General features: G+C 53.3%; 20 protein-coding genes. 10 read left to right on the forward strand and 10 right to left on the reverse strand.

The genetic code is table 11. From position 1 onward, the window contains the following. Positions 1-419: 419 nt before the first annotated feature. The 10 genes from JW499_RS13505 to JW499_RS13550 all read right to left on the reverse strand — a co-directional run bounded on the left by JW499_RS13505 (position 420) and on the right by JW499_RS13550 (position 11480). Positions 420-1790 (reverse strand): phosphohexomutase domain-containing protein, encoded by a 1371-nt coding sequence (locus JW499_RS13505; RefSeq protein ID WP_205211100.1) that lies wholly within the window; start codon positions 1788-1790, stop codon positions 420-422. After that, a complete protein-coding gene (locus tag JW499_RS13510) occupies positions 1787-2164 on the reverse strand; it encodes a hypothetical protein (protein WP_205211101.1) in 378 nt (125 codons plus the stop codon). Before JW499_RS13510 ends, JW499_RS13505 begins: the two co-directional genes overlap by 4 nt. Then, positions 2164-3429 (reverse strand): nucleotide sugar dehydrogenase, encoded by a 1266-nt coding sequence (locus JW499_RS13515; RefSeq protein WP_205211102.1) that lies wholly within the window; start codon positions 3427-3429, stop codon positions 2164-2166. Before JW499_RS13515 ends, JW499_RS13510 begins: the two co-directional genes overlap by 1 nt. Beyond that, positions 3426-5060: a glucose-6-phosphate isomerase gene (pgi, locus tag JW499_RS13520; RefSeq protein ID WP_205211103.1), complete on the reverse strand. Its 1635-nt coding sequence runs from the start codon at positions 5058-5060 to the stop codon at positions 3426-3428. Before pgi ends, JW499_RS13515 begins: the two co-directional genes overlap by 4 nt. Positions 5061-5064: 4 nt before the next feature. Next, entirely contained in the window at positions 5065-5949 is an 885-nt protein-coding gene (gene galU, locus JW499_RS13525; RefSeq protein ID WP_205211104.1) for a UTP--glucose-1-phosphate uridylyltransferase GalU, read from the reverse strand. Between the two features lie 70 nt (positions 5950-6019). Then, positions 6020-6649: a hypothetical protein gene (locus JW499_RS13530; protein ID WP_205211105.1), complete on the reverse strand. Its 630-nt coding sequence runs from the start codon at positions 6647-6649 to the stop codon at positions 6020-6022. A gap of 43 nt (positions 6650-6692) precedes the next feature. Beyond that, positions 6693-7421: a tyrosine-protein phosphatase gene (locus JW499_RS13535; protein WP_205211106.1), complete on the reverse strand. Its 729-nt coding sequence runs from the start codon at positions 7419-7421 to the stop codon at positions 6693-6695. Next, a complete protein-coding gene (locus tag JW499_RS13540; protein ID WP_205211107.1) occupies positions 7421-9634 on the reverse strand; it encodes a GumC family protein in 2214 nt (737 codons plus the stop codon). Before JW499_RS13540 ends, JW499_RS13535 begins: the two co-directional genes overlap by 1 nt. A gap of 77 nt (positions 9635-9711) precedes the next feature. Continuing rightward, the gene (locus JW499_RS13545; protein WP_232846403.1) at positions 9712-10257 is read right to left on the reverse strand and encodes a polysaccharide biosynthesis/export family protein; all 546 of its coding nucleotides are present in this window, start codon (positions 10255-10257) and stop codon (positions 9712-9714) included. A gap of 23 nt (positions 10258-10280) precedes the next feature. Next, positions 10281-11480 carry an outer membrane beta-barrel protein gene (locus JW499_RS13550; protein WP_205211108.1) on the reverse strand — a complete coding sequence of 400 codons (1200 nt, stop codon included), beginning with the start codon at positions 11478-11480 and terminating at the stop codon, positions 10281-10283. 341 nt (positions 11481-11821) lie between these two features. Between JW499_RS13550 and moaB the strand changes: the two genes are divergently transcribed. From moaB to rpsI, 10 genes are all read left to right on the forward strand, one after another. Then, the gene (gene moaB / locus JW499_RS13555) at positions 11822-12376 is read left to right on the forward strand and encodes a molybdenum cofactor biosynthesis protein B (protein WP_205211109.1); all 555 of its coding nucleotides are present in this window, start codon (positions 11822-11824) and stop codon (positions 12374-12376) included. Next, a complete protein-coding gene (locus JW499_RS13560) occupies positions 12373-13614 on the forward strand; it encodes a molybdopterin molybdotransferase MoeA (protein WP_205211110.1) in 1242 nt (413 codons plus the stop codon). The genes moaB and JW499_RS13560 overlap by 4 nt, the downstream gene beginning before the upstream one ends. Positions 13615-13668: 54 nt before the next feature. Next, on the forward strand, positions 13669-13914 hold the full coding sequence (locus JW499_RS13565) for a MoaD/ThiS family protein (RefSeq protein WP_205211111.1): 246 nt from the start codon (positions 13669-13671) through the stop codon (positions 13912-13914). Beyond that, entirely contained in the window at positions 13914-14501 is a 588-nt protein-coding gene (gene mobA, locus JW499_RS13570) for a molybdenum cofactor guanylyltransferase MobA (RefSeq protein ID WP_205211112.1), read from the forward strand. The genes JW499_RS13565 and mobA overlap by 1 nt, the downstream gene beginning before the upstream one ends. Positions 14502-14566: 65 nt before the next feature. Continuing rightward, a complete protein-coding gene (locus tag JW499_RS13575) occupies positions 14567-15148 on the forward strand; it encodes a TMEM165/GDT1 family protein (protein ID WP_205211113.1) in 582 nt (193 codons plus the stop codon). A 27-nt stretch (positions 15149-15175) separates the two neighbouring features. Next, positions 15176-15553 (forward strand): CidA/LrgA family protein, encoded by a 378-nt coding sequence (locus JW499_RS13580; protein WP_205211114.1) that lies wholly within the window; start codon positions 15176-15178, stop codon positions 15551-15553. Next, positions 15553-16263, forward strand: coding sequence for an LrgB family protein (locus JW499_RS13585; RefSeq protein WP_205211115.1), 711 nt, complete (start codon positions 15553-15555; stop codon positions 16261-16263). Before JW499_RS13580 ends, JW499_RS13585 begins: the two co-directional genes overlap by 1 nt. A 551-nt stretch (positions 16264-16814) precedes the next feature. Beyond that, positions 16815-17924, forward strand: a complete 1110-nt coding sequence (gene zapE, locus JW499_RS13590) for a cell division protein ZapE (RefSeq protein ID WP_205211116.1) — start codon at positions 16815-16817, stop codon at positions 17922-17924. Positions 17925-18402: 478 nt separating this feature from the next. Then, the gene (gene rplM / locus JW499_RS13595) at positions 18403-18831 is read left to right on the forward strand and encodes a 50S ribosomal protein L13 (protein ID WP_091362065.1); all 429 of its coding nucleotides are present in this window, start codon (positions 18403-18405) and stop codon (positions 18829-18831) included. Positions 18832-18844: 13 nt separating this feature from the next. Continuing rightward, complete coding sequence (gene rpsI, locus JW499_RS13600; RefSeq protein WP_205211117.1) at positions 18845-19237, forward strand: 30S ribosomal protein S9; 393 nt, start codon at positions 18845-18847, stop codon at positions 19235-19237. Positions 19238-19450: the final 213 nt, after the last annotated feature.

Below are 19450 nucleotides of genomic sequence, written 5' to 3' on the forward strand. Positions count from 1 at the left end.
GGCATGCTAACGGGGCTCCTACGGGTAGGATGTTTTGTAGGAGTGGCGTCCCGCCGCGAGGTTTATCGCCCCGGGACGGGGCTCCTACGGGGTGTAATGTATTGTAGGTGTAGGAGTGGCGTCCCGCCGCGATGGTTTATCGCCCCGGGTACCCAGAGGGCATGCTAACGGGGCTCCTACGGGGTGTAATGTATTGTAGGTGTAGGAGTGGCGTCCCGCCGCGATGTTTTATCGCCCCGGGTACCCAGAGGGCATGCTAACGGGGCTCCTACGGGGTAGGATGTTTTGTAGGAGCGGCATCCTGCCGCGATGGTTTATCGCCCCTGGAAGGGGCTCCTACGGGGTGTGATGTTTTGTAGGAGTGGCTTCCAGTCGCGATGGTTTATCGCCCCTGGAAGGGGCTCCTAGGGGGTTAGTTCTTATGCCCGCAGCAGGGTCAGAAGCTCATCTGTTTTGGTTTTCATCAGTGCTTCATCACCACGGGTTTCGACATTCAGGCGGACCACTGGTTCGGTGTTGGATGAGCGCAGGTTGAAGCGCCATTCGCCCATATCCAGGCTGATACCGTCGGTGTAGTCGATGGATACTGCCGCGTCTTTGTATTTTTCAAGCACTCGGTCGATAGCCGCTTTCGGGTCTTCCAGTTTGCTGTTGATTTCGCCTGGCGAAGGAAATTTAGTTATCCGGTCGTCGACCAGTTGTGACAATGACAGGCCTTTGTTGCTGATCAGCTCGGCAACCAGCAGCCAGGGCACCATGCCGCTATCGCAGTAGAAGAAATCGCGGAAGTAGTGGTGGGCGCTCATCTCACCGCCGTAGACTGCATCTTCTTCACGCATTCTTTCCTTGATAAAGGCATGCCCGGTTTTGCTCTGAATCGCTTTTCCGCCGCTGGCTTCAACGATATCCAGAGTGTTCCAGGTCAGACGTGGATCGTGGATAATAGCAGCGCCGGGGTTTTTTGCCAGAAACGCTTCAGCCAGCAGGCCAACGATATAGTAGCCTTCAATAAAGCGGCCGTTTTCGTCAAACAGGAAGCAGCGGTCGAAATCGCCATCCCAGGCGATCCCCATATCGGCTTTATGTTCCAGCACGGCCGCGATGGTGTCGGCGCGATTCTCTTCAAGAATCGGGTTGGGGATGCCGTTGGGAAAGGTGCCGTCGGGCTGGTGGTGAACTTTAATAAACTCGACCGGCACGGCTGCCGCTTTAAACTGGGCCTCCAGGGCGTCAATCACATGTCCGGCAACACCATTGCCGGCGTTTACAACCAGTTTCATTGGTTTCAGGGCCTGCAGATCGATATAGCCTTCCAGGTGTTCGATATAGGCTGCCAGGGTATCTACTTTTTCGTAGCTGCCGCGCTGGGCTGCATCGACAGGCGCAAAATTATTTTCGCGTGCCAGCTGCTCAATATCATTCAGCCCGGTATCGCCGCTGATCGGGCGGGAGCCCTGTTTAACCAGCTTCATTCCGTTGTAATCTTCGGGGTTGTGACTGGCGGTGACCACGATGCCGCCATCCGTTTTCAGGTGAGCGGTGGCGAAATAGATCTCTTCAGTACCGCACAGGCCGATGTCCAGAACGTTGACGCCCGAGTCTCTGAGGCCGTTGGCCAGGGCGAGTTTTAGCGCTTCGGTGGACAGGCGCATATCGCCGCCAACCACAACGGTTTCAGGTTTCAGAAACTCTGCATAGGCGCGGCCAATGCGATAGGTAAGATCTTCATCCAGCTGAGTGCCCAGCTGGCCGCGAATATCATAGGCTTTGAAACAGGCGAGTTTGCTCATTGGTGCTTCTCTGACGTTTGTAAATTTGATGGGGCTAAAAAAAAATGTCGGGCGGCACGCCAGCCGAGCCAGGGCAGCAGGATGATGGCGATACCGGTCAGGTTGGCGTACATGTCGTATAGTGAAAAGTGCCGGTGAGGCAGCAGCCACTGCTGGATATACTCGGCACTGCAGGCCAGTGCGATCAGACCGGCGATAAATAGCGGGACATGTTTACGGGACAGCGCCCAGATGCCTGCGAAGGTTACCACAGCAAATCCGCTCAGGTGGCCGAATTTGTCAGACTGATCAAAGAGCTGTGGCGGCGGTGTCTGACGAAACAGTCCGTAGAGCAGCGCCGCGCCACAGAGACTGAGCAGGATATTTCTCAGCATCAGCGTCCAACACCCATATAGGTGAAGCCATACATCTCCAGCGCTTCGCGGTCGAAGATGTTCCGGCCATCGATAATCAGCGGCATGCGCATCTGTTGTAACAGTCGCTCATAATCCGGCGACCAGTATTCCGGCCACTCGGTCACCAGCAGCAGAGCATCGCTCTCGGTAATCGCATCATAGGGGTCGTTACAAAAAGCTATGTCGTGGTGATCATCATAATGCTGCTGCAGATTGCCCAGGGCTTCCGGGTCATGCACTCTGACATGAACCCCTTGCGCCAGCAGAGCATCGATAACCTTAAGGCTGGGGGCATTATCGATACTGGCAGTGCCGGGCTTAAATGATGCACCCCAGACGGAGACGGTTTTATGAGCCAGATCACACTGGTAGTGCTGCCATAACTTTTTGAATAGCAACTCTTTCTGTATTTCATTCTCAGAAATAACGGTTTTCAGCAGCGAGTTCTGTCCCCGCTTTTCAAAAATTTCGGAGAAGCGGGAGATGTTCTGATTGAAGTTTTGTCCACCAAAACCACAGCCGGGCGACAGATAGTGGTTGCCGATCCGTGGATCGGCTCCCATGCCTTCGCGGATAGTATCGATATCGACATCCATCTGATCAGCAAGGTTGGCCAGCTCATTGATATAGCCAATGCGGATCGCCAGCATGCCGGTGATTGCCAGCTTGGTGAATTCGGCTTCCCGGCTGCTCATCAACAGCAGGTGCTCGATATTTTGCAAAAACGGCCTGATCAGTGAGCGGGTCATGGTGATCGCCCAGCTATTCTCGCTGCCGATGGTGATTCTTTTGGGCTGGCTGAAACCCTGCAGTGCCTTACCTTCCTGGAGGTTGTTGGGGATATATACCACGACCTGGTTAGCTGCTTCATTGAGAAGACTCTGCAACTTATCGGTCGCGCCAACGCCGAAATTGCACTGGTTTACGATCAACAGATTTTCAGTCACGTCGCTCGCCAGTTCTGAGATAATCGACTGGGCTAGGTGAAATTCATTATGTTCCAGAGCCAGCCAATGGATATTGGTCTTACAGTCCTGGGAACTGGTGCGCTTCAGCCGGCCCTCCTGCATCTGCAGTTCTATCTGATACAGCAGTCCGGGCTCATCACGCAGTGCTGAGATCTCCTGAAGCGGTTTTGCCAGCTGCGTGTCAGGGCCCTCTATTAATACATCATTACCCGCTCTTGCCAGCGACGCCGCCGCCACCCAGGCGGTCAGGTCGGCGCCATAGACTTTAACTTTCATGACCTGGCCTCCTGACGTTGCTGCTGGACAAAACGGATCAGCCCCTCGGTTGAACTGTCAGTTGTGGTGGTTGGATTGCTGAACTGGTCCAGTAACGAGGTTGCTACCTGTTTGCCCAGCTCTACACCCCACTGGTCAAATGGGTTGATCTCCCAGATGACTGACTGGACATAGACCTTATGTTCGTACATGGCGATCAGGGCACCAAAGCTTTCCGGCGTGAGCTCATCGATCATAATGGTGGTGCTTGGCTGGTTGCCCCGGTACCGTTTATGCGACGGCGCGTTGGCGGCATCTTCAAGCACGCTGTCTCCAAGTGCCAGTAGCCGTGATTGTGCCAGACAGTTGGCCAGCGCTAACTGATGTTGCGCTTTCAGTTCGTCGCCGTGGCCCTGATAGCGCAGCGCGGGAGCAATAAAGTCACACATCACCGATTCGGTTCCCTGATGCAATAGCTGATAGAACGCATGCTGTGCATTGGGGCCTACTTCACCCCAGAGAATCGGGCAGGTGGCATAGTTCAGTTTTTCCCCTGTCAGGGTGACACACTTACCGTTACTTTCCATCTCCAGCTGTTCAAGGTACGCGGGGAGGTGTTCCAGACGTCCGTCATAGGGGAGAATCGCATGGGCATGAATGTTGAGGAAGTTAATGTTCCAGATGCCCACCATCGCCAGCAATACCGGCAGGTTGCTGGTTAGTGGTGCTGTACGGAAATGGTTGTCCATCAGGTTGGCTCCGGCCAGAAATCGGCGGAAGTTCTGATTGCCGGTTTGCAGCGCGATGGCCATACCGATTGCAGACCACATGGAATAGCGGCCGCCGGTCCAGTCCCAGAAGTGCAGCTGATTCTTTTCGGGAATCCCCCACTCAGTGGCTTTGGCCGGACTGGCGGTAACGCCAATAAAATGGTGCTGACTGATCAGCTCTACCGGGAGCCCACTGGCGTTGACCAGCCACTCCCGGGCGGTATTGGAGTTTGCCAGCGTATCGATGGTGGAAAAGGATTTCGACGACACAATAAACAGGGTTGATGCCGGATCGATCTGGTTAAGCAGGCGAGCCAGTTGGCTGCCATCCATTGAGGAGACAAAATGCAACTCGATATCGCGGATATCATCGGTGGTAAACAGATTTAATGCCCGGCAGGTCATCAAAGGCCCCAGGTCAGAACCGCCAACGCCGATATTCACCACGGTTTTTATCGGACTGCCATCATAACCGCGCCACTGGCCGTTATGGATCTGCTCGACCAGTGCTTCCATCCGCTCCAGTGAGCAGTGGATCTCCTTGGAGATGTCTACGCCCTGTAATACCAGCGGTGTCTCTTTGGGCTGACGCAATGCGGTATGCAGAGCAGGGCGGTTTTCCGAGGTGTTGACATGTTCGCCGGTGAAAAGCGCCTCAATTTTTTGCGGTAGCTGTTGCTGTTCTGCCAGCCCGATAAGCAGTTGCAGTGTGTCATCGGTAATACGCTGTTTGGAAAAATCTGCCAGGCAGTGAGCCGCACTGAAGCTGAGTTTTGCAAAGCGTTGTGGATCTTCGGCAAACATCTCTTTCAGGTGTCTGTTGCTTACGCTTTCCGCGTGGCTCTTCAGTGCCTGCCAGGCCGGTGATTGGTCAACCGTCATAATTTCAGTCCTGTTGTGCGAGGAACTGCTTAAATCCTTCAGCGGTTTCCGGGTGTTGCAGTCCGTAGGCAACATTGGCCTGCAGGAAGCCTAGCTTGTTGCCACAATCGTATGTTTTTCCTGTCATTCGATAGGCTTCGACGGTTTGCTCTTTAAGTAGTTCATCGAGGGCATCGGTCAGCTGAATCTCGCCGCCGGCACCGGGTTTGGTATCCGCCAGAAGTTCCATTACGCGTGCAGGCAGCACATAGCGGCCTACAACGGCCAGGTCGGAAGGGGCATCTTCGGCTTTGGGTTTTTCGACCATGGCGCAGATCGGTGTTGATTCTCCGGCAGCGGGTTTAATCCCTTTGCAGTCAGTCACACCGTAGAGATGTACCTTGTCCTGAGGAACGGACTCAACCATGATCTGAGCCGCATTATTGTCATCGAATGCGCGCACCATCTTCTGCAGATCGTTCTCTTGCTGTTGATAGTTGTTTACCAGTACATCGGGCAGAATCACCACGAAGGGTTCATTATTTACCGCTCTTGCTGCGCAATAGACTGCGTGCCCCAGCCCTTTAGCTTCGGGCTGGCGGACTGAAATAATAGTGACATCGCCGGGGATTATTTTGCTGACTGAATTGAGAATTTCAGTCTTATTTTTCATATCGAGCTGGTGTTCCAGTTCGTAATGGCTGTCAAAATGGTCTTCAATGGCCGACTTGCCACTGCGGGTTACCAGGATGATCTCTTTAATGCCTGCTTTCACCGCTTCTTCAACAACATGCTGGATAACCGGCTTATCGACTACCGGCATCATCTCTTTCGGAATAGCTTTACTGGCGGGAAGTACCCGTGTTCCGAGACCCGCAACCGGGATTACAGCTTTACGTACAGTGGTCATAAATTCTCCAGACTGGTTCATCGTCCTGATGTTGTCCCAATTAAACCAAAATATGGCTTTAATGTATCGCTCAAAAGCCGCAAAATTGTTTGCGGTCGATGCTGGCTTGCAGATTGATGCAGGCGATCGTGAGCTTGTTGATCGCGCCGAGCCTCTGTTTTAAGGCTTTTTTGTTACGTTTAATGCCACGCTCAATATTTTTGATCACCGCCATCTGTGTTGTCTGGTCCAGATGGGGCCAGCCGAGCAGTCCTGCTTCGGCTACGCTGGTATTCACTGCATTCTCCCAGGGGCCCAGTTCGGTTGCCCTTTGCAGTGCGTGCAGATATTCCTGATCAAATTGTTGGATTGCGGCTTTCATCAACGCAAGATTTGCCCAGCTGTATGGCCAGTTAGGGCGTTTCAGGGTTGCCTGGCGATAATGATCGATAGCCTGCCGGGTGGTGGCGGTAAAGCCTGACTGATCCTGACGCTGATACTGTGTCACGGCCTGATAATAGAGCAGTAGTGCCTGCATATCACTATACTCTGCGTTATCGGGTTGCCAGCGGCGGGCTGTTTCGATATTACCAAGCGCCTGGGTTAACTGCGTCTCAGAAGGTGATTTTCCCGTGTTTTGCCAGTGTTCCAGATGTTGTCTGGGAAAGTAGGCGTACAGGTCTGCCACTCCGGCACTGATGGCGGCGATACTGGCTGCCAATAGTAGGATCAGGAGCGGTGCGACGAAGAGGAGTCTGCGTCGGTTAAGTGTGGTCATTGCCGGAGATAATGTATTCAGGAATGGAGGAGACCAGTGCTCTGGCGGCTTGTTCGCCGATGATCTCCGCTGCTGCTTGCATCCCTTCCGATAGGACTGGCGGGCGGTGCTTGCTGTTGTGTGCGTCACTGGCCAGCAGGGTGACCCAGTCCCGTTGTAACAGAATCTCGGCTGTGTTGCGTGCGGCATCACCAAAGCGGCCTGCCACTGACATTGCGGTCACTTGCAGCAGGCAGCCTTGTTCGACAAACGGATTGATTTTGTCGACGTTGCCAGCCACCTCTTTGTTGCGTTCGGGGTGAGCAATCATCGGTTGAATGTTTTGTGCCTTCAGCCAGGTGATAAGCTTGTCGGTACCCGGAGGTATATGGCTGTGCGGCAGTTCCAGAAGGAGTACCTTTTTACCCTGCCAGTGCCCCAAAAACGGAATTTTACCGGACGGTATCATGCTGATCATCTCTGCAGAGATACGCAGTTCTGCGCCCATGCTCAGGGTCAGGGGCAGACCGGCTGTTGTGATCGCCTGCCGGAGTGTTTCGAGCACCGGCGTGATGGTGGCAATCTGGTTTTCGTAGCGGCCGGGATGGATGTGGGGGGTGACGACAATGTGCCGTATACCATCTGCAACCGCTATCTGCGCCAGCTCCAGCGACTCTTCCAGAGTCGCCGGACCATCATCAATGCCGGGCAGTATATGGTTATGCAGATCGTACATCAGGCGGTCTGTTCCTCTGCGGTATAGCCATAGGTGTCGTAGTAACCGCTGTAGTCGTCGCCATATTTGGCGGCTTTCTTCATATCGACCTGATTCAGCACCACGCCGATCAGCGGGGCTTTAACCTCTTTCAGCCGTTTCAGACCATTCCTTGCCAACTGGTGGTTGGTTGAGTCTGCTTTAACCACATAGATCATGGCACCGACATGGGGGGCCAGCACCAGAGCATCACTGACCGCCTGTGTCGGCGCGGTATCGATAACGATACGGTCATATTTGGTTTCGAGAATCTCCAGCACCTTGGCAAAGCGTCGAGAGGACAGCAGTTCCAGTGGGTTGGGCGGAATAATGCCCGAGGGCAGTACGTCGATTCCGGAGTTCTCGTCATGATGGATCGAGTCTTCCAGCTTCGCTGTACCGGCAACAAGATTGGACAACCCGGCGGCTTTACCGGAGAGCCCGAATGCCCGTGCGATAGAGGGACGGCGCATGTCGGCGTCGATCAGCAGTACCCGCTCCATCTGGCCCAGAGAGAAGGCCAGGTTGAGTGCCAGCGAGGTTTTCCCCTCACCAGGTATCGAAGAGGTACAGCAGAGCACTTTATGGGGGCTGTCCAGTGCTGAAAGAACGATGCCGGTGCGGATTGTTCGGACCGATTCAGCAAAGGCGGACTGTTGCTCCTGCAGATAGGCGGTATAGCTCTGGTGGTGATTTTTGCCTTTGTTTGCTAGTTTTGGCAGTAATCCCAGCATGGTTGCATCAAGCTTATTCTCGACATCCTGAGCACTCTTCAATGTGTTGTTCAGGGCTTCCAGCAGGAACGAGAACATCACACCAAACATAATGCTGACGACAAAAGCGAGGGCCATAATCAGGCCTTTTTTAGGCTTGGCGGGTTTCTGGGGAGGTTGTGCCGGGTCGGAAACCCGGGCATTGGCTGATTGCAGATCACCGGTAGCATTGGTTTCACTCAGACGGGTGAAGAAGGTGTCATACAGCTGCCGGTTGGCGTCGACCTCTTTTTCCAGCTCTTTCAGACGGTAGTCTTTGCGGTTGATCGATTGCAGGTCTTGCTTGGTCTTGTTAACCGCTGCCTGCAGCGAGCGTTCTGCTGACAGGGCCAGCTTATATTCGTTTTCGATTCCGTTGACGACAGACAGGATCTGCGTATTCAGGCTGCGACGTGCATTTTCCAGTTCTGACTGGGCTGCCTGCATCTTCGGATGCTTAGGGCCATAGCGCTTGGCCAGCTCCGACTTTTTCAGTTCAACCTGAAGCACAGAGCCTTTCAGGCTCTGCACCAGCGGGTGCTGCAACACTGCTGGGATTAGTTCGAAGTTTTCAGGGTTACTTTTATCGAGTCGTTTAATCTGGTTATTCAGACTTTCCAGGGCCATTCTCTCGCGACGGGCTTCTACCAGTTTAGAAGAGACCAGATCCAGTTCGCTGTTGGCGATATCGAAACCTCCGTCACTGCCAACAATCTGTTCCTGTTCCCGGTATTCCTGTAACCGCTGCTCAGAGTTTTTGAGTTTATCTCTCAGGCCACTCAGACGTTCCATGAGCCACTCAGAGGCCTTGGAGGTCAGTTGTAGCCTGGCTTCCAGGTTGTTTTCGATATAGGCATCGCCAATAGCGTTGGCGATCTGCGCTGAAAGCAGTGGGTCGAAAGAGTCGTAACTGATTTTAACCAGCTGAGTCTTGCGGATTGGGGAGATTGTCAGGTTCTCAATCAGTTGGCTGGTGACTTGCTGCAGCTTTATCCGCGCCTGTTCTTCCTCGCTAACCTCGGGCTGGACCCCTAATGGGAGCAGCGCTTTGACCGAGCTGAGGGTGGAAGCGATCACACCTGGTGGCTGATTAAACTCAGGATTATCGATCAGATTCAGCTTCTCGATAACCCGTTCCGCCAGCTGTCTGGACTTGAGAATTTCGAACTGGGTGAGAAAATACTCGCTGTTGCCCGCATCGAGGCCGTAGACCTCCTCGATCGATACCACATTGGCATTTTTCGATTCGATCAGCAGTGTCGCTTCGGCCCGGTAAACCGGTTTCATTGAGAATACCACCAGAGTCGTCAGCATGGTGATGACGGTGGCGAAGCCAAAAATGCCCCATTTATGCCGGTTGATGGTGTTCCAGTATTGGCGCAGGTCGATAACGTCGTCGCTTATCAGGCGGGACGTGGTTTCCTGAGATTTATTCGTATCCATACTTTCCGGTCTGTCTCTGTCAATGTGTATACTGAGCGGGTTTGCTTACTGTGGGTGGCGACGTGTGCTTCGGTTGCTCAGAAGAAGCTCTGTTCAATGGTAATGATATCGCCGGGGCGGATCTGGGTATTCAGGTCAGCCAGACGGGGATCGCTGGTCTCGCCATCGTGAGCGATGAATAACTTGCTCTTGGATGCCCGTTCTGTAAATCCTCCGGCCAGTGCCACCGCTTTTTGCAGGGTCAGCCCCGGTTGATAGGGGTAGCCACCAGGCTCTTTGATCTCGCCGTTGATAAAGAATTGTCGGTACTCTTTCACGGTAATACTGACGTGGGGGTCGAGCAGGTAACCATCCGCCAGGCCCTCTTCGATCATTGTACTGAGGTGACCTATGGTCATATTCAGCACCCGCAGCTCTCCCAGGAATGGATAAGCGATGGTGCCTGCGTCACTCAGGCGGATCTCCATGCTCAGGTCCTCTTCGCCAAATACCTGAATGCTAAGCAGATCTCCCGAACCAAGCCGGTAATCAGACAGGGTGGTTGATTCTGCTGAGACCGCTGAACAGAAGAAAATCATAATCGCGGTCAGCGCTACTCTGATTGATTGTGAACCGAAAATCATATCGTTCTCTCGAATTATCTGGCTTAGAGCGATGCGTTGACGGTCAGCATAACGATGTTTTTGCTGTAGTCAGTATTTGCCAGATTTGAATCAGTGTCACTGTACTGATAGTTCAGGGCAAACGTCAGCCAGCGACGCATATCGTAATTCAGCCCAAGGTTCAGAGTTGTTGTGTCATCTTTCCGGCCATCTGCTGCGCCTTCATAGGTTTCATTAATGAGACCTATGCCCGCGTCTGTACTGACAATATCGGTCCAGGCGTGGTTCCAGTTGATGTTGTAACTCTTGGTGTCGATGAAGTCGCCGTTGCCGTTGGCTTCAGCAGCGTTCCGGCTGGTGCTGACGTCAACCACAGAGTAGGTGCGGGGTGCCCAGCGTATGGCAGCCTCCCAGCTACCGCCAGTGAAATCTTTACGACTGGCGGAGTCAAAGTCTTTTTCGGTGATACCCAGCTTGATGGTGCCGGTGGTTTTCGCTGTGCCTTCCCAGGTGGCACCCACCAGGTATTTCCAGGCGTTACTATCAAGCGAGTTAGCCGGATCGACATCGTAGTCGATATCCTTGTTGCGGGCTTCGAACAGGAGTGAAGTCTTGGGCATCACCTGATAATAGAAGACCGCCCCAAGGGTGACTTCGGTATCGTCCCGCCCCTCAGTGATTGAACGGAAGTTCTGATATTCGCGATCCAGATGCTCGCCATAGAACTGCAGTCGTCCGGTTGCATCCTGGGCGCCGTACACATAGTTAAAGCTGAGGACCTGGGTATCGTATTCCAGTGGTGCGTCGATGCTGGTGGCTATACCGCCGGTTGCGCTCAGGCCGGTACCCCGGGCTTCGTGGCCCTTGTTGTATGCCGCCTTGAGGTCGAGGATGCTGCGCTGACTGAATTCCAGGTGGGCATCGGCTGATAGCGCATGATCGGTATAGTTGTCAGCTGAACTGTTCTGGTGAATACCATGGTTTATCTGGTAGGCCAGGCGGTATGCGTTCAGGCCATCTTCAGCAATCAGCTGAACTGACGGTGACAGAACCGTAATCGTCTCATCTTGCTCGTTTGCTGAGGTACTGAAAAAGTTATCATCATAGCCGGTTTGCACTGTCACCATCGGGACAATGCTGATAGCGCCTGCGTCTATGCCGGCAGGCTCAATAGCAGCGAATGCAGGCGTAGAAAGAATCAGCGCAGAAGGGGTAAGTATGCTTGCCAAAGTCCGGTTTTTCATCGGCGGATATCCTTATATGTGTCCATGCATTGCCATTGTCGTTCAGTGCCTGCGTACTAGCAGGCAGAAAATGAACAGGAGCTTTTCAAAGCGTCAATGTTAGCATGGCTTTTTTTTCAGTGGTACCAGTGAATGCAGCCAAACAGCGACATTTTGCTATTTATTTGTTGCAGTGCGAAATAAAGTGCGCAGCAACCGGGTTTGACGCTTATAGGTCATATACAGTTGAATTGGGTTTATTCTGCGTCAGTTTCAGTGTGCGGAATCTATTATGCTTGGTTTTTCGTTACAGAGTTGTGTAAAAAGAACGAGTGATTAAAACGTTTTAGTTGGGAAATTCTATGGCTCACGCAAAAAAAAATGTAGCTTTTCAGTCGTTACAGATCGCGGTGCTGACCGTTTCTGATACCCGCACCCCGGAGACCGATACCTCGGGGGATGCGCTGGTCGCGGGGTTAACTGACGCCGGGCATCGGTTGGCGGAGCGGGTAATCTGCAAAGATGATGTGTATCAGTTGCGGGCGGTAGTCTCTAAATGGATCGCTGATGAGGGGGTCCAGGCGATTCTGGTGACCGGCGGGACGGGTTTTACCCTGCGGGATACCACACCTGAAGCACTCACCCCGCTGTTTGATAAAGCGATCGAGGGCTATGGTGAGTTGTTTCGTCAACTTTCCTATGAAGAGATCGGTACTTCAACCGTTCAGTCCCGGGCGTTTGCCGGTGTTGCAAACCGGACGGTGATCTTCTGTATGCCGGGCTCAACCGGCGCCTGTAAAACCGCCTGGAACGGTATTATCCGTGAACAGCTGGATGCCCGTCATCGCCCCTGTAATTTTGTTGAGATGGTGATGACCGCCAGGCCGGTAGATACCGCGTGTGGGCCGCGCGGATGAGTGTTGGGAGTAAGGGGTGTGACGCACCCGCACAAACCCTGATGCCGGTTGCTGAAGCGCTGCAAAAGTTGCTGGCAGAGGCGGCTGTAACGGTGACGGTTGAAACGGTCGGTATTGCCGATGCGCTGGGTCGGGTGCTGGCTGAAGATCAGCGCTCAGTTGTTGATGTCCCCCCCAGAGACAACAGCGCGATGGATGGTTATGCACTGAAGCGTTCTGATCTTGCCGGAAGTTCGCGGCTGATAGTTTCGCAGCGGATACCGGCGGGGACTGCGCCGGTGCCGTTGCTGTCGGGTACGGCTGCCCGTATCTTTACCGGTGCTGAGATTCCGCCAGGCGCTGACGCTGTGGTGATGCAGGAAAATACCACCGCAGGGGAAGGTGATGGTCAGTCCTGGGTTGAGGTTCATGAGGTCCCTGCTGCGGGTAATAACATCCGGCCACAGGGGCAGGATATTCAAACCGGTCAGGTGGTGATGCCTGCGGGTACGCGGCTTCAGGCTGCCCATATCGGTGTGCTGGCCTCGGTGGGTATTGCCTCCGTTAAGGTTTACCGTCGTTTGAAAGTGGCTGTACTGGCAACGGGAGATGAGCTGGTAACTCCCGGTAACCCGCTGCAGCCGGGACAGATCTATAATTCAAACCTCTATACTCTTCACGGATTGTTACAGGCGCTGGGGTGCGACATTATTGATCTGGGGATTGTTGAAGATACTTTGGAGGGGACAAAGGCGGCACTGAAGCAGGCGTCTGAACAGGCGGATTGCATCATCAGTAGTGGCGGCGTTTCGGTGGGTGAAGAGGACCATGTTAAAGCTGCCGTTGAATCGCAGGGCGAGCTCAGACTCTGGAAAATGGCGATCAAACCCGGGAAGCCGATGGCTTTTGGCTATGTTAATGGCAAACCTATACTGGGGTTGCCGGGTAATCCGGCGGCCGTTCTGGTGACATTCTGTATACTGGCGCGGCCATTTTTGCTGCGGTTGATGGGGGTTGCCTCAGTGACACCTATAAGTTTTCCTGTAGCGGCCGGTTTCAACCGGGCAAGGCCCATCGGTCGTCAGGAGTATCTGCGGGTTCAGCTAAGTGATGGCAGGGCTGTGCTGGGGTCTAGTCAAAGCTCCGGTGTGTTAAGCTCCTCTGTAACAGCGGCCGGTTATCTTGTGGTGCCGCCCGGTACGGTTGTTGTTGAAGGTGATTATCTGATCTTTATTCCCTTTAGTGACGTTATGAATTAACCCTGAGTGACGGCGTTTGAGTTGCTCAGGTTGGTGTGTGTGCAGGTATTTTAAATGGTAAATGTGCTTTTTTTTGCGTCCCTGCGTGAAACGCTGGGCGTTGCTCAGCTGAGTCATCCGCTGGACACGAGAGTGACTGCAGGAGAGCTTCTTGAGCAGTTGAAGGGCCAGGATGCTGAGTGGCAAAAGGCGCTGGATGGTCAGTTGCTCTGCTCAATTAATCAGGACATTGTGCCGTTAGACACGATTGTTTCTGATGGCGATGAGGTCGCTTTTTTCCCACCTGTGACCGGCGGTTGATGCTGTTGGATGTTGTGATTCTGGCAGGCGGCGAAGGTCGCCGTATGGGTGGGCGTGATAAGGGGCTGGTGCCGTTTCAGTCGCAACCACTGGTGGCGTTTGCCGTTCAGTTGGTGCGGCCGGTTGCGGACAGGGTGGTGATCAGCTGTAACCGGCACCTGCCTGAATATGCGGCGCTCGCTGATCAGGTGGTGGAAGACTCGCTGGAGGGTTTTCAGGGGCCTTTAGCGGGAATTCTGGCGGGGCTCAGGGTGAGTCACTCGGATCAGGTGCTGGTGCTGCCCTGTGATACCCCGTTGCTGGAGGCGGCGTTGATAAAGCGTCTGTTGACGGCTGCAGCGGCCTCTCCTGAATCAATTATCGTATTGTCTGAAGGTGATAAGCTGCACCCGTTGCATGCGGTGATCCCCAGGAGGCTTGCAGATGATCTTGAGCGCTGGCTGACCGCTGGGCAGCGGGCGGTGCAGCGCTGGATGCGTAATCATCCGTTGCAGCTAATCGATATTTCCGATCTGTCTGAGCAGTTATGTAATCTCAATACCATTCAGGAGCTTAAATCTCTTGAGGCGTTAAAGTCGGTACGATAAGCGGGCGATTTTCTGTCTGAACGCTGTATAATCGCCGGCATTTTGATAATTAAGGGGTTAACTGGATGGATCAGTTGGTAAGCATGGCCGGGGCTTTTTTGCTGGTGTTTCTGGCTGAATTTGGTGATAAGAGTCAACTGGTCTGTATGACACTGGCGACCCGTTATCGCGCTTTACCTGTGCTGCTTGCGGCTGTTGTTGCCTTTGCTGTTCTGAATCTGCTGGCTGTACTGGTCGGTTCAGTGGCTGCAACCTGGTTGCCTCGTCCGCTTGTTTTGGCGGTGGTTGCGCTGTTGTTTCTCTGGTTTGGTATTCAGTCGTTCAGAAACGGCGAGGATGACGAGGATGGCAGTGTTTCAGTCTCTGTTAAGAGCGTTTTTATATCGGTGCTGCTGATGCTGTTTTTGGCAGAGCTGGGTGATAAAACGCAGCTGGCGGTGATGGGGCTGGCCAGTGCTGAGCCTGCTCTGCCGGTCTGGGCCGGTGCGACCCTGGCGCTGGTATCGACTTCTGCGCTGGGGATTCTGGCGGGTAGAGCGCTGATGCGTTATGTCTCGATCACCTGGCTGCACCGGGCATCGGGGGGATTGTTTGTGGTGTTTGCCCTGTATGCTGGTACGGAAGCTGTATTGTTGGTGGCAGGATAGGGCGGAGCGGTCTGCTCGGGGTTTGAGATGTTAATTGGTTTTCTGATTTTACTGTTGTTTCAGTTTGCCGGAGAGCTTATTGTAGTTGTCTCCGGCTTGCCTGTGCCCGGGCCTGTGGTGGGGATGGTACTGTTGCTGGCAGGATTGATAGCCAAAGGTGATGTGCCTGACTATTTGCGGATTCCCAGTGAGGCGCTGTTGAAACATCTTGCACTGCTGTTTGTGCCAGCGGGGGTGGGGCTGATGACCCATTTGGGCTTGCTGCAGCAGGACTGGCTGGCGATTCTGGCTGCCCTGATTATCAGTACTGCGCTGACAATCGTTGTCACCGCGCTGATTCTTAATCCTTCGGCCAGAAAGCTGCAGGCACTGAGTCAGAGTGAACCTGGCGAGGGTGATTGCTAATGGAGTTCTGGACCTTCTTTGCGGCCAGGCCGCTGATGTGGCTGATCGTGACGATTACCACCTTTATCGCCACCTCCTGGCTCAACCGTCGCCTCGGAGGCACGCCATTGCTGCATCCGGTGCTGGTGTCGCTATTCCTGATTATTGTGTTTCTGCTGCTCACCGGGACCTCCTATGAAACCTACTTTGAGGGGGCACAGTTTATCCACTTTTTGCTGGGGCCTGCGACAGTGGCGCTGGCAGTGCCGCTGTTTGATCATTTTGAGCGGGTGAAAAAGCTGCTGCTGCCGTTAATGCTGGCGTGTATGGCAGGTGCTGTGACCGCAGCAGTCTCTGCGCTGCTGGTAGCTCAGGCGCTTGATGCCTCGCTTGGCACTTTGCTGTCTATTGCGCCTAAGTCGGTTACCTCTGCCATTGCCATTGGCGTGGCGGAAAAGTTGGGAGGGTATCCATCACTGGCGTCGGGGCTGGTGCTGATTACCGGAGCGTTGGGATGTATGCTGGCACCGCCGATCTATCGCATTCTCAATATTACTGATGAGGCGGTTAAGGGGTTTACCCTGGGGGTGTCGGCGCACGGGATGGGCACCGCCTTTGCCTTTGAGTACGGCTTGATGGCGGGGGCTTTTGGTGGGCTGGCCATGGGGATGACCGGCGCATTTACGGCGTTTATGCTACCCCTGCTGGTGTCGTTGCTGGGGATAGGGTAAAGGCGCTCGGACAACGGGCTCCTGCTTTACAGGTTTATCGCCTCTGGTGCCCAAAGGGCATGCTAAAGGGGCTCCTACGAGGCGGAATGTATGGTAGGAGCGGCATCTTGCCGCGATAAAATCATCAGCGGGCAGCGTGGCAGATCGCTTGCCACGAGGGCGCGCCTCCTACGAGGGCAGTTTTTTCGGACTGCGGATAAGCGCAGTGCTCGGACAGCGGACTTCGGCTCTTTAGGCTTATCGCCCCGGGACGGGGCTCCTACGGGGCGAAATGGATTGTAGGGGCGGCATTACTATGCCCTTTGGATACCTGCCGCGATAAAATCATCAGCAAGCACCGGGTAAATCGATCGCCGCGAGGGTGCGCCTCCTGCAATGGCTGCTTTTTCGGGCGTCGAACAAGCGAAGCGTTCGGACACGCGAAGCAACCGGACTTCAGACCTCGGCTCTTATCCCTTTGTTGCGTTGCAAAACCCGTGGGCTGGGAGTAAAGTGCCCAACCTTCTTTTACCTCTTTAAATCAGAACTAGTTTGAATGGTACGGTTTCGGTATGACCCCTATTGATCGTTATAAAAAAGATCTTGAACGTGAAGATTTCTCCTATGATGCGGCTCAGGAACTGGCGGTAAAGCATCTGCAACGTCTTTATGATGATCTGGTGGCTAAGCAGGTTCAGCCAAAACCGAAGGGGTTGATGGGGCGGTTATCCACTAAGCTGAAAAAAACGCAGGTTGAGCCGGTAAAGGGATTGTATTTCTGGGGTGGCGTTGGGCGGGGTAAAACCTATCTGATGGATACCTTTTATGACAGCCTGCCGTTTGAGAATAAAGAGCGGACCCATTTTCACCGTTTTATGCAGCGGGTGCATAAAGAGTTAAAACTGCTGGATGGTACATCCAACCCGCTGGTGGCCATCGGTAAGAAGTATGCCAGTGAGTTTCAGATTATCTGCTTCGATGAGTTCTTTGTTACCGATATTACCGATGCAATGATTCTCGGTGGCTTGCTGGAGGAGTTGTTTAAGAACGGTGTGTCCCTGGTGGCCACTTCGAATATTGTACCTGACGGGCTGTACGAGAACGGCCTGCAGCGCGCACGTTTTCTGCCAGCAATCGATATGCTGAATAAGTATACCGAGGTGGTGAATGTTGATAGCGGTGTTGATTACCGCCTGCGTACTCTGGAACAGGCGGAGCTCTACCACTATCCGCTTGATACAGCTGCTGATCTGAGTCTGAACTCAAGTTTCGAGAGCCTGGCGCCGGACCTTCAGGAGGTTGTGGAGGGTTGTACACTGGAGATTAATGGTCGTGATATCAAAGCGCGCCGCTGTTGTGAAGATGTGGTCTGGTTTGATTTTAAAGAGTTGTGTGAAGGGCCGCGCAGCCAGAATGACTATATCGAGCTGGGTAAGATCTTTCATGCGGTGCTGATCAGTAATGTGCCTCAGCTGGGGCGTAGTAATGATGATGCCGCCCGCCGTTTCGTCAATCTGGTGGATGAGTTTTATGACAGTGGGGTTAAGCTGATCCTCTCGGCGGAAAAATCGATCCATGAGATCTACAGTGAAGGCCGGCTTGAGTTTGAAATACAGCGTACTCAGAGTCGACTGCTAGAGATGCAATCTCACGAATATCTGGCGAAAGAGCACCGGGCTTAAGAGTAGTTGTCAGACGCGGCTTCGCCGCTTGCTAGTGGTTAGACGTCGCTGCGCGACTTGTTAGATAAGAAAAGTCACCGTTGGTGGCTTTTTTGTAGGAGTGGCATCTGGCCGTGATTGGGAATGGGGCTTCTGCGGTGTTGAATGAATGTGTAGGAGGTGTGCCCTCACGCCGATGGGGTGTTCGAGGTTTAATCGCGGCGAGGTACTCAGAGGGGGTGCTAGCGTCGCTCTCACGTGAAGTGCAGGTTTTGTTGCTTTTGCTTTTTCTAGCAAGCGACGAAGTCGCGTTCTAACAACTAACAACTATTTTTTATTGGCATCTTTTTTAACTTGCAGTATAATCCGCGCTCCTTCGGATAGGTCCGGGGATTTTTGACGTTGCAGACTGTGGTTTGCAACCAATAATTATAAGGTCGTCGATCACCGTTAACGCTTTGTTATAGCGGGATCAGACTGATGTATAGGTAAATTTATCATGACTACATTTAGCGCCAAGCCTGCAGAGGTTAAACGCGACTGGTATGTTATCGACGCTGAGGGTAAAACTCTGGGTCGTATGGCTACTGAAATCGCTCGTCGCCTGCGTGGCAAGCATAAAGCAGAATACACTCCTCACGTTGATACTGGTGATTACATCATCGTTATCAATGCTGAAAAAGTTAACGTAACCGGTAATAAGCGTAAGGACAAAATGTACTATCGCCACACTGGTTACCCGGGTGGTCTGCGTGAAACTTCTTTCGAGAAGATGGTTGAAACTCATCCAACACGCACCATCGAACTGGCCGTTAAAGGTATGCTACCTAAAGGTCCCCTGGGTCGTGCTATGTACACTAAGATGAAAGTGTACGCTGGTGCAGAACATCCGCATGCGGCTCAACAGCCACAAGAACTGAACGTCTAAGGGGCAGGTCAATATGTCTTCAACTCAGTATTACGGCACAGGCCGTCGTAAGTCCTCAACTGCACGCGTATTCCTGCGTCCAGGTACAGGTAAAATTACCGTTAACCAGCGTGAACTTGATGTTTACTTCGGTCGCGAAACTGCTCGCATGATCGTTCGTCAGCCTCTGGAGCTGACAGGTAACACTGAAAAGTTCGATGTTTACATTACCGTTAAAGGCGGTGGTGGCTTCGGTCAGGCTGGTGCGATCCGTCACGGTATTACCCGTGCGCTGATGGAGTATGATGAAACTCTGCGTCCAGAACTGCGTGCTGCTGGTTTTGTTACCCGCGATGCCCGTGAAGTTGAGCGTAAGAAAGTGGGTCTGCGTAAAGCACGTAAGAAGCCACAGTTCTCCAAGCGTTAATTCGCTGCGATACAGTATCTGTATCGCCCAGAGAAACGCCCGTGCCAGAAATGGTCCGGGCGTTTTTTTTGCTTTCCTTTGTGCTGCTGTGGGATGAGGTCAAGAGTCGGTCGACTATAGGCGTAAAAAGGCGGTTTTGGCTGGAATTAGCCTTGTAAGAAGGGGTGAATTTCATTACTATTTGTGCCATTTTAAAAATCCGTTAATTCGGTA

Source organism: Amphritea pacifica (genome assembly GCF_016924145.1).
GTDB lineage: Bacteria > Pseudomonadota > Gammaproteobacteria > Pseudomonadales > Balneatricaceae > Amphritea > Amphritea pacifica.

Coding starts and splice junctions, on each gene's coding strand:
- moaB (WP_205211109.1), top strand. CDS start 11,822: ATGGCTCACGCAAAAAAAAATGTAGCTTTTCAGTCGTTACAGATCGCG.
- rpsI (WP_205211117.1), top strand. CDS start 18,845: ATGTCTTCAACTCAGTATTACGGCACAGGCCGTCGTAAGTCCTCAACT.
- JW499_RS13575 (WP_205211113.1), top strand. CDS start 14,567: ATGGATCAGTTGGTAAGCATGGCCGGGGCTTTTTTGCTGGTGTTTCTG.
- pgi (WP_205211103.1), bottom strand. CDS start 5,060: ATGACGGTTGACCAATCACCGGCCTGGCAGGCACTGAAGAGCCACGCG.
- mobA (WP_205211112.1), top strand. CDS start 13,914: ATGCTGTTGGATGTTGTGATTCTGGCAGGCGGCGAAGGTCGCCGTATG.
- JW499_RS13580 (WP_205211114.1), top strand. CDS start 15,176: ATGTTAATTGGTTTTCTGATTTTACTGTTGTTTCAGTTTGCCGGAGAG.
- JW499_RS13505 (WP_205211100.1), bottom strand. CDS start 1,790: ATGAGCAAACTCGCCTGTTTCAAAGCCTATGATATTCGCGGCCAGCTG.
- JW499_RS13565 (WP_205211111.1), top strand. CDS start 13,669: ATGGTAAATGTGCTTTTTTTTGCGTCCCTGCGTGAAACGCTGGGCGTT.
- zapE (WP_205211116.1), top strand. CDS start 16,815: ATGACCCCTATTGATCGTTATAAAAAAGATCTTGAACGTGAAGATTTC.
- JW499_RS13585 (WP_205211115.1), top strand. CDS start 15,553: ATGGAGTTCTGGACCTTCTTTGCGGCCAGGCCGCTGATGTGGCTGATC.
- JW499_RS13510 (WP_205211101.1), bottom strand. CDS start 2,164: ATGCTGAGAAATATCCTGCTCAGTCTCTGTGGCGCGGCGCTGCTCTAC.
- JW499_RS13560 (WP_205211110.1), top strand. CDS start 12,373: ATGAGTGTTGGGAGTAAGGGGTGTGACGCACCCGCACAAACCCTGATG.
- JW499_RS13540 (WP_205211107.1), bottom strand. CDS start 9,634: ATGGATACGAATAAATCTCAGGAAACCACGTCCCGCCTGATAAGCGAC.
- JW499_RS13515 (WP_205211102.1), bottom strand. CDS start 3,429: ATGAAAGTTAAAGTCTATGGCGCCGACCTGACCGCCTGGGTGGCGGCG.
- rplM (WP_091362065.1), top strand. CDS start 18,403: ATGACTACATTTAGCGCCAAGCCTGCAGAGGTTAAACGCGACTGGTAT.
- JW499_RS13550 (WP_205211108.1), bottom strand. CDS start 11,480: ATGAAAAACCGGACTTTGGCAAGCATACTTACCCCTTCTGCGCTGATT.
- JW499_RS13535 (WP_205211106.1), bottom strand. CDS start 7,421: ATGTACGATCTGCATAACCATATACTGCCCGGCATTGATGATGGTCCG.
- galU (WP_205211104.1), bottom strand. CDS start 5,949: ATGACCACTGTACGTAAAGCTGTAATCCCGGTTGCGGGTCTCGGAACA.
- JW499_RS13545 (WP_232846403.1), bottom strand. CDS start 10,257: ATGATTTTCGGTTCACAATCAATCAGAGTAGCGCTGACCGCGATTATG.